The sequence below is a fragment of the Micromonospora sp. NPDC049060 genome, from assembly GCF_040649055.1.
Taxonomy (GTDB): Bacteria; Actinomycetota; Actinomycetes; order Mycobacteriales; family Micromonosporaceae; genus Micromonospora; species Micromonospora reichwaldensis.
In genome coordinates this window covers 1-8,645 of record NZ_JBEZEV010000147.1, presented here as the reverse complement: position 1 = coordinate 8,645, position 8,645 = coordinate 1, and the positions used below count along the sequence as shown (strand labels likewise).

Genomic DNA, 8,645 nt, shown 5'->3' with positions numbered 1-8,645 from the left:
CGGCTCCGGGCGGTCAGGCTTGATCCCTGCGCCGGGCACGGCGGGCCACACCCCCACCACGACGCACCGCACCCCACGAAACATCCCGACGCCGGCAGTAACCACCACGCCGAGAACGCAGAACCCAGCCCCGGCGACCCGCGCTCACCGCCGGCCAGAAGCACCAAAAACGAGCCCGACCACGCCCCGCCAGCCGCGACACCGGCGAAACCGCGATCCCCAGCGGCCCGACCTGGGGTTACCCTGACAGCATGCAGGCCCTCTCCCCCGCTCCGACCCGCGCGGCCCATCTGGCCCGTCCGGGGCGGCCCGCCGTGGTGGCCCGCACCCTCACCGAGCTGGCCGGCCCCACCCGTGGCGTGGTGGAGCTGCCGGTGCGACTGATGTGGAACGCCGACCGCACCTTCGACCTGGGCGATCCGGACGAACTGCTCTGGATGTACGAGAACGTACTGCGCGAGACCACCCGCGCGGAGGATCTCCGGTTGCTCATCAACGGGCGCACGTTGCGCCGGGTGTGGCGGCTACTCAACCTGCCCCGGGGCGTACGCCAGGCATGGGAGAGCCACCACCGGGGGCTGCGTACGGCGTGAGCACCGCCCACCCGCACGAGTTCTACCGCGAGGTGGCCCGGGTGGCCCTGTCCGCTGCCGGGCCGTACCGGTTCGTGCTCGGCGGCGGGGTGGCCTGGGCGGCGCACGGGCTGGTGACCCGCCCGACGGAGGACGTGGACCTGTTCGCGGACGTGGAGGGGGCCGCCGCCGCGGCTGCGGACGGGGTGCGGACGGCACTGGAGCGGGCGGGGTTCGAGGTGACCGACGCCGACCCCGACAGCGAGCTGGCCGAGCTGTTCGACGGCTTCGACCGGGACCTGAGGGACTTCGTGGTGAGCCGGGACGGGCGGCTCATCCGGCTCAGCCTGGCCCGCCTCGACCGGCATCGTAGCCCGGTGGTGATGGACCTCGGCCCGGTAATGGACGTGCGGGACCTGATGGCGAACAAGACCGCTGCCCTGGTCAACCGGCGGGAGGTCCGGGACTACATCGACGTCGCGGCCGCCCTCGAGCACCACGACGTGGCGGAGCTGCTGGAACTGGCCCGCCAGCTCGACCCGGCCCTGGACGAGGACGACGTCCGGGCCGCCGGCCGCTACCTGGACCGGCTGCCCGACCGCCGGTTCGCCCGCTACGGCCTGGAGCCCGCCGCCGTCGCCCAGGTCCGTGCCCGCCTGGCCCCCTGGCCCCGCTGACCACCCACCCGCCACCCCCCGTCCCTCCGCGCGCCCGGCGGCCCGCACCTCTCGCGTCGATCATGCACTTCCGGTGGGCGGGAAGTGCTGATCCTTCCCTTTTGCAAGGCACCACAAGTGCATGATCGACGCGGGCCAACGGGCGCGGTCAGCGGGCGGGGTTACTTTGTCGGGCGGCCGCCCGTTACGCCGAGGATCTCGCCGGTGACGTAGCTGGATTCCTGGGAGGCGAAGAAGACGTACGCCGGGGCCAGCTCGGCCGGCTGACCGGGGCGTCCCTCCGGGGTGTCCTGGCCGAACTTCTCGACCTTCTCGTTCGGCATCGTCGCCGGGATCAGCGGCGTCCAGATCGGACCCGGCGCCACCGCGTTCACCCGGATCCCCCGGTCGGCCAGGTCGGCGGCCAGCGCCTTGGTGAAGTTGGCGATCCCCGCCTTGGTGGTGGCGTAGTCCAGCAGCTGCGGCGAGGGGTCGAACGCCTGGATCGACGAGGTGTTGATGATCGCCGAGCCCTCGGACATGTGCGGCACGGCCGCCCGGCAGAGCCAGAACATGGCGTACAGGTTGGTCTTCAGCACCCGGTCGAACTGCTCGCCGCTGATGCCGAGGATGCCCTTGTCCTGTGCCATCTGGTAGGCCGCGTTGTTGACCAGGATGTCGATCCCGCCCAGGTCGCGCAGGGCCCGCTCGACCAGCTCCTGGCAGTGCCCCTCGTCGGTGATGTCGCCGCGTACCGCGATGCCCTTGCGGCCGGCCTCCTCGACCAGCCGGACGGTCTCCCGGGCGTCGGCGTCCTCCTCCTCGCTGAGGTAGGAGATGAGCACGTCGGCGCCCTCCCGGGCGTACGCGATGGCGATCGCGCGGCCGATGCCGGAGTCGCCACCGGTGATCAACGCCCGCCGGCCGTCGAGCTTGCCGCTGCCGCGGTACGACTCCTCGCCGTGGTCCGGCTTCGGGGTCATCTCCTCCGTCGAGCCGGGCGGCGTCTGCTGCTGCTTCGGTTGTCCCTCCTGCTGGCCGTACTGGCTGGTGGGGTCCTGCTGGGTGTGCTGGTCCTCGCTCACCGACGTCTCCTCGCGCACCGGTCGGGTCTGGGGTCTCCCACGCCCTACCCTGCGGCGGCAAGCGGAAACGGCCGTCGCCGTGTTACATGACCATGCCCCTGCGCGCCGGTGTGATGAAACACCTCGGGCGGCTGTGGCAGGAGTGACCGCCGCTCGTTTATGGTGCGCTCGGCGCTCACCGGGCGTCCCGAACCCCATGGAAAGGCACCTCATGACCTCTCCCTCCGGCCCGTCGCGTCGGACGGTGCTCGCCGCCGCGGCCGCGGCGGCGAGCGTCCCGCTGATCGCCGCCACCCCCGCCCAGGCGGCCGGCCCGGCCCGGTCGCGGACCTGGGACCTGACGGTCCTCGGCACCTCGGACACCCACGGCAACGTCTACAACTGGGACTACTACTCCGACGCCGAGTACGACGACAGCAAGCACAACGACGTGGGCGTCGCCAAGCTGGCCGCTCTCGTCACGCAGATCCGCGCCGAGCGGCGCGGCAAGGCGACGCTGGTCCTCGACGCCGGCGACACCATCCAGGGCACCCCGCTGGCCACCTTCTACGCCAAGCAGGAGCCGATCACCACCACCGGTGCGACGCACCCGATGGCCAACGCCATGAACGTGCTCGGCTACGACGCCGTGACGCTGGGCAACCACGAGTTCAACTACGGCCTGCCGCTGCTGGCGAAGTGGATCTCGCAGCTCGGCTTCCCGGCGCTGGCCGCCAACGCCGTCAACGTCGCCACCGGCAAGCCGGCCTTCCTGCCGTACCTCATCAAGAAGGTCTCCGTCGGCTTCGCCGCACCGCCGCTGCGCGTCGGCATCCTCGGCCTGACCAACCCGGGCAGCGCGATCTGGGACCGGGCCAACGTCGAGGGCAAGCTGCGGTTCGACGACATGATCGCCACCGCCGCGAAGTACGTGCCGATGATGCGGGCGCGCGGCGCCGACATCGTGCTGATCTCCGCCCACGGCGGCGACAGCGGCACCTCCAGCTACGGCCCGGAGCTGCCGATCGAGAACCCGACGGCGCTGATCGCCCAGCAGGTCCCCGGCATCGACGCGATCCTGTTCGGCCACGCCCACGCCGAGGTCGCCGAGAAGTTCGTGGCCAACGAGCAGACCGGCGAGCAGGTGCTGCTCACCGAGCCGTCGAAGTGGGGCCAGCGGCTGAGCCGGATGGACTTCACCCTGACCCGCGAGCGGGGCCGCTGGAAGATCACCAAGAAGTCCGCCGCCCTGCTGAACACCAACACCGTGGTCGAGGACCCGAAGGTCCTCGCCGCCGTACGGGCGCAGCACCAGAAGACCGTCGCGTACGTCAACCAGGTCGTGGCCCGCTCCACCGTGGAGCTGTCGGCGGCGGAGAGCCGCTACAGGGACACCCCCATCCTGGACTTCATCAACCACGTGCAGACCGAGGTCGTCGGTCAGGCGCTGGCCGGCACGGCGTACGCGGACCTTCCGGTGCTGTCGATCGCGGCACCGTTCAGCCGCACCGCGGTCTTCCCCGCCGGCGACGTGAAGATCCGCGACGTGGCCGGGCTGTACGTCTTCGACAACACCCTCGAGGCGGTCGTGCTCAGCGGCGCCGAGGTGCGCGCCTATCTGGAGTACTCGGCGAAGTACTTCCGGACCCTCGCCCCCGGCGCCCCGGTCGACCCGGCGACGATCAGCGACCCGGCCGTGCCGGACTACAACTACGACGTCTTCTCCGGCCTGGACTACGACATCGACATCTCCAGGCCGGTGGGGCAGCGCGTCACCCGCCTGGTGCTGCCCGGCACCGACACGCCGGTGGCTGACAACGCGCAGTTCGTGGTGGCGGTCAACAACTACCGGCGCAGCGGCGGCGGCAACTTCCCCGGCATCGTGAAGACCCAGGTCTACAACGAGCAGCAGGAGATCCGGCAGCTGCTGATCGACTGGGCGCAGGCCAAGGGCACCATCGACCCGGCGGACTTCTACCAGCCGAACTGGCGGCTGGTGCGCGAGGGCGTGCCGGTCTTCTGATCCCCCGCATGACCGGACGGGCCGTGGGCTGATCGCCTGCGGCCCGCCCGGCGGCACGACCGGCCCGGTGCCACGTACGCGACGTGACACCGGGCCGGCTCCGCGAGCCGGGTCAGCGTCGTTCGCGGCCGGTGACCCGACCGCCGATCTCCAGGCGCGGCCAGTCGGCGAGGTCCCGCAGCAACTGCCGGTCGTGCGTGGCGACCACGACGGCGGCGCTCGTGTCGCGGATCGCCTCGGTCAGCTCGTCGACAAGCGCCGACGACAGGTGGTTGGTCGGCTCGTCGAGCAGGATCAGCCCGGGCCGCCCGGCCAGCGCCAACGCCAGGTCGAGGCGCCGCTGCTGCCCCTGCGACATCCGCCCGACCGGGGTGCGCATCGCATCGGAGTCCAGCAGCCCGAGCGCCCCGAGCGGGACGGCCTCGGCGTCGCGGAGCGCCCCGCGGGCCACCAGCCGCCCCACGTGGCGGGCGTGGACCTCGCGGGCGGTGAGGCCGGGGTCGTACGCGGCGGTCTCCTGGTCGATCAGGGCGAGCCGTGCCTCCTTCGCCGTCCAGACGCGTCCGGCCGTGGGCCGGAGCGCGCCGGCCAGCACCGCGAGCAGCGTGGACTTCCCGGCACCGTTCGCCCCGGTGACCAGCAGCCGGTCGCCGCCGTCGAGGGTGAGGTCGACCGGACCGGCCAGGCGCCCGTCGACGGCGACGCCGTACGCCCGCAACTGTGGCGCACCCCGCCTGACGCTCAGGTCGGGCCACCGCAGGGTCGGCGGCGGCTCCGGCACGTCGATCCGGTGCGCCTGGAGGGCATCCTGCTGGCGGTGCAGCGCCTGCACGACGCCCGGCGCGCGGGACTGGCGTTGGTGCTTACCGGTCCCCTTGTCCGGCCGCCAGCCGGTGGAGAGCCGGTCGCGTGCCATGGACACCGCGTTCTGCAGCCGCTGGTGCTCGGCCTGCTGCTCCTCGTAGTCCTGCTCCCAGGACTCACGTTCGCGGCGCCGGGCGTCCTGCCAGGCGTCGTAGCCGCCGGCGTACAGGCGCGGCGTCCCGTCGCGCGTCGGGTCGAGGTCGAGGAAGCGGTCCGCGACGTCGCGCAGCAGCGCCCGGTCGTGGCTGACGACGGCGAGGCCGCCGCCGTGCTCACGCAGCCTGCGGGTCAGGAAGTCCAGCCCGTCGGCGTCGAGGTGGTTGGTCGGCTCGTCGAGCAGCAGCACGTCGTGCCGCGCGCCGAGCAGGCACGCCAGCCGTACCCGGTAGCGCTGCCCGACGGAGAGCTCCGACAACGCGCGGTCGCGGTCCGTGCACGCCCCCAGGGCCTCCAGGGCGACATCGACGCGGCGCTCGGCGTCCCACGCGTCGAGCCCGGTGGCGGCCTCCAGGGCGACGGCGTAGCGGTCCCCGGCGCCGGGATCGCCCGTGGCCACGGCGAGCGACGCCTCGTCCAGCGCGGCGAGGGCCGCCAACGACGCGGCCAGCGCCTCGGACGTCAGGGTGCCGACGGTCTCACCGTCACGCGCGGACAACTCCTGCCGGGCCAGGCCGATCGTGCCCGCCCGGTGCACGGTGCCCTCGTCGGGCGCGATCAGGCCGGCGAGAACGTGCAGCAGCGTCGTCTTGCCGCGGCCGTTCTCGCCGACGACGGCGATCCGCGACCGGGCGGAGACAGTCACCGACACGTCGTCGAGGACCCGTCGGGAGCCGCGGACGACGGCGACGCCGTTGGCGCGGACGTGCGCGGCGCCGCCCGCCGTGACGGGCAGGGACAGGGTTTCGGAAGTCGGGGTGAGGTTCACAAGGGTGCTCCGCAGCTCGTGGTGGAGCCGGGCAGCAACAAGCGGCCGCCCGGCGGGAACCGGGACGGCGAGCGCGGATTCAGCAGAGAGCAGGCGCCGCCGTCAGCGGGCGGAGCGGACCTTCTGCGACCAGATACCTCGTGCCATGACGGCCAGGTTAGCAGCGCGGGCGCTCCCGCTCGTCCGGATTTCGCTCCGTCGGGCGGGCCGTACGACGAACCGGCAGGAACGGTGCTGGAGCTGCGTCCCGTTCCCCGGGCAGGGCGTCACGCCCCGTGCCGCAGGTCCCACCGGTCGCGCTCGTCGCCCGGATCCGGCTGGTCCCGCCGCGGATCGGTCTCCGTCAGCGCCGTCCGCTCCTCCGGGCAGACCGCGGGCGGCAACTCGCCGAAGCGCACGTGCCGCAGGAAGTTGTACTCGTCGTCGGTGAACGCCGGTCCGGAGCGATCTTCTGCCATGACTTCTCTCCCTCGACGTCTTCATTGTGTGCGGTGGTGACGACGGACACCACCGCTAAGGCATCCTAGGATCCTGGGCGAAAGGCGGGGCCGGTGTGGGTTGTGGCGCGTGTCGGCGCGTCGGGCGGGCGTGCGGTCAGGCGTGCGCGCCAGAAGGTGCGGTCAGGACGTGCGTGCCCCGTGGCCGGGTTCAGCCGGCCCGTGGCCGGTCCAGCAGCGCCAGCGCCGCCCGGACCGGGGCGCGACGCAACGTCTCGTCGAAGCTCGCCCGGCCCTGGCAGAACCGCACGAACATCTGCCAGCCGGGCGGCGTGGCCAGCAACGCGTGGAAGACCCCCGGCCGCCGGACGAACACGTCGAGCAGCCGGTGCCCGGCGCGCATCGACGGCACCAGGTCCCGGGTGACCGCGCGGTCGTAGCCCGCCAGGTCACCGGCGGCGACCGCCGCGCCGGCCAGTTCGCCGGAACGCAGCGCGTAGCTGATCCCCTCCCGGCTCCACGGCTCCAGCAGCCCCGCGGCGTCGCCCGCGACCAGCACCCGGCCCCGACGCAGCGGCGAGTCCTCGGCCCGGCAACGGGTCAGGTGGCCGGAGTCGTGCGCCGGCTCCACCCCGGACAGGCCCAGCCGGTCGACGAACCCGCGCAGGTAGGCCCTCGTCCGCTCCCCCTCGCCCCGGGCGGCGATCACCCCGACCGTCAGCCGGTCGCCCTTCGGGAAGACCCAGGCGTACGAGCCGGGCAGCGGACCCCAGTCCAGCAGGAGACGGCCCCGCCAGCGCGCCTGCTCCTCCGGCGGCACGGGCAGCTCCAGCTCCAGCCCCAGGTCCACCTGCCGGTGGCGGACCCCCACGTGCCGGGCGGTCACCCCCGAGGAGCCGTCCGCCCCGACCACCGCCCGCGCGTGGACCGTGTCCCCGTCGGCCAGCCTCAGGCGTACGACGTCGGGGTCCTGCTCGACCGCGCGGACCGCGACGCGCTCGCGCACCTCGGCACCGGCGGCGACCGCGGCGGCCCGCAGCCGGTCGTCGAACTCCTCCCGGCGCACCATGCTGACCAGCGGACCGCCGGGATGGCGGCGGGTGAACCGGCGACGCCCGTCCCGGGTGAACGTCACCCGGTCGACCCGGTCGTGCGCGGGCACCTCGATCCGGCCGGCCACCGCCGCGAGCGAGGTGCCGATCAGCCCGCCCCCGCAGGTCTTGTAGCGCGGGTGCGCGGCGCGCTCCACCACCAGTGTGCGCACGCCCGCCCGGGCGGCGGCGTGGGCGGCGGAGAGCCCGGCGGGGCCGGCGCCGACGACGGCGAGATCCCAGACGATCACTGGTGCAGCCTAGGGCAAGCCGCAGCCCGCGGCGCCGACGGCGCGGCGAGCACGTGCAGCCTGGCCAGCGCCTGCCGGGGTGCCTTCGGCCGGAGTACGGCCACCGGCACCGCCCGATCGGGTGGGCATCTTCGCCCGTCCACCGGGTAATCGCGCGGCGTAACCGCCCGCGCAGGGGCGGGACAGGCGAAGGAGGAAAGGCCATGCGGCAGGTGCAGCTGTCGGATGTCGAGGAGCGGGTGTACGACGCGGTCGCGGCGCTGGAGGCCCGGGGACAGGTGCCGTACCCGGACCTGATCGCCGAGGAGGCCGGGCTCACCGAGGAGCAGTTGCGGGCGCCGCTGCACCAGCTCACCGAGAAGAACCTGTTGCACCGGGAGGACTCGCCGATGGCCGGGCTGGACTTCGGTCCCCGGTTCTGCGCCCGCCAGATGGCGTGAGCCGCCGAGCGCCTCGCGATGGTTCGCCTCCCGGGGACCGGGGCAACGCTCGACGATGCCCGAAGACCGGTCCACGGGAGGCGCTTTGAGCCCGACCGACACGACCGCGCCGCCGGACGACCGGCGCCGCTGGCAGGCCCTCGGGGTCGGGCTGGTCGCCGCCTTCATGACGCTGCTCGACGTGAGCATCGTCAACGTCGCCGTCCCGTCCATCGACCGCGCCCTCGGGGCCTCCCCCAGCGACCTGCAGTGGGTGCTCTCCGGGTACGCCCTGACGTTCGGGCTGGTGCTGGTCTCCGCCGGCCGCTTCGGCGACGCACGC

The 8,645-nt window shown here is 73.4% G+C and carries 8 protein-coding genes and 1 pseudogene; 5 read left to right on the top strand and 4 right to left on the bottom strand.

Features of this window, described 5'->3' with window-relative positions; genetic code table 11:
* Nucleotides 1–251: 251 nt before the first annotated feature.
* Both AB0B83_RS29540 and AB0B83_RS29535 read left to right on the top strand, forming a co-directional pair.
* Nucleotides 252–593 (top strand): hypothetical protein, encoded by a 342-nt coding sequence (locus tag AB0B83_RS29540; protein ID WP_357580915.1) that lies wholly within the window; start codon nt 252–254, stop codon nt 591–593.
* Nucleotides 590–1,249, top strand: a complete 660-nt coding sequence (locus AB0B83_RS29535; RefSeq protein WP_357580914.1) for a nucleotidyl transferase AbiEii/AbiGii toxin family protein — start codon at nt 590–592, stop codon at nt 1,247–1,249. Before AB0B83_RS29540 ends, AB0B83_RS29535 begins: the two co-directional genes overlap by 4 nt.
* 161 nt (nt 1,250–1,410) lie before the next feature.
* Here AB0B83_RS29535 and AB0B83_RS29530 read toward each other — a convergent pair whose 3' ends face one another.
* A complete protein-coding gene (locus tag AB0B83_RS29530; protein ID WP_357580913.1) occupies nt 1,411–2,313 on the bottom strand; it encodes an SDR family oxidoreductase in 903 nt (300 codons plus the stop codon).
* A gap of 211 nt (nt 2,314–2,524) precedes the next feature.
* Here AB0B83_RS29530 and AB0B83_RS29525 point away from each other — a divergent pair, with 211 nt between their 5' ends.
* A complete protein-coding gene (locus AB0B83_RS29525; protein ID WP_357580912.1) occupies nt 2,525–4,315 on the top strand; it encodes a 5'-nucleotidase C-terminal domain-containing protein in 1,791 nt (596 codons plus the stop codon).
* Between the two features lie 112 nt (nt 4,316–4,427).
* Here AB0B83_RS29525 and AB0B83_RS29520 read toward each other — a convergent pair whose 3' ends face one another.
* The 3 genes from AB0B83_RS29520 to AB0B83_RS29510 form a co-directional block, all read right to left on the bottom strand.
* The gene (locus tag AB0B83_RS29520; protein WP_357580911.1) at nt 4,428–6,104 is read right to left on the bottom strand and encodes an ABC-F family ATP-binding cassette domain-containing protein; all 1,677 of its coding nucleotides are present in this window, start codon (nt 6,102–6,104) and stop codon (nt 4,428–4,430) included.
* A gap of 266 nt (nt 6,105–6,370) precedes the next feature.
* The gene (locus AB0B83_RS29515) at nt 6,371–6,562 is read right to left on the bottom strand and encodes a hypothetical protein (protein WP_357580910.1); all 192 of its coding nucleotides are present in this window, start codon (nt 6,560–6,562) and stop codon (nt 6,371–6,373) included.
* Nucleotides 6,563–6,752: 190 nt separating this feature from the next.
* On the bottom strand, nt 6,753–7,883 hold the full coding sequence (locus AB0B83_RS29510) for a geranylgeranyl reductase family protein (RefSeq protein WP_357580909.1): 1,131 nt from the start codon (nt 7,881–7,883) through the stop codon (nt 6,753–6,755).
* Nucleotides 7,884–8,086: 203 nt separating this feature from the next.
* Between AB0B83_RS29510 and AB0B83_RS29505 the strand changes: the two genes are divergently transcribed.
* Nucleotides 8,087–8,323, top strand: coding sequence for a hypothetical protein (locus AB0B83_RS29505; RefSeq protein WP_132239717.1), 237 nt, complete (start codon nt 8,087–8,089; stop codon nt 8,321–8,323).
* Between the two features lie 85 nt (nt 8,324–8,408).
* Nucleotides 8,409–8,645 (top strand): annotated as a pseudogene (locus AB0B83_RS29500) (MFS transporter); the annotation flags it as partial.

Coding starts and splice junctions, on each gene's coding strand:
- AB0B83_RS29540 (WP_357580915.1), top strand. CDS start 252: ATGCAGGCCCTCTCCCCCGCTCCGACCCGCGCGGCCCATCTGGCCCGT.
- AB0B83_RS29525 (WP_357580912.1), top strand. CDS start 2,525: ATGACCTCTCCCTCCGGCCCGTCGCGTCGGACGGTGCTCGCCGCCGCG.
- AB0B83_RS29515 (WP_357580910.1), bottom strand. CDS start 6,562: ATGGCAGAAGATCGCTCCGGACCGGCGTTCACCGACGACGAGTACAAC.
- AB0B83_RS29505 (WP_132239717.1), top strand. CDS start 8,087: ATGCGGCAGGTGCAGCTGTCGGATGTCGAGGAGCGGGTGTACGACGCG.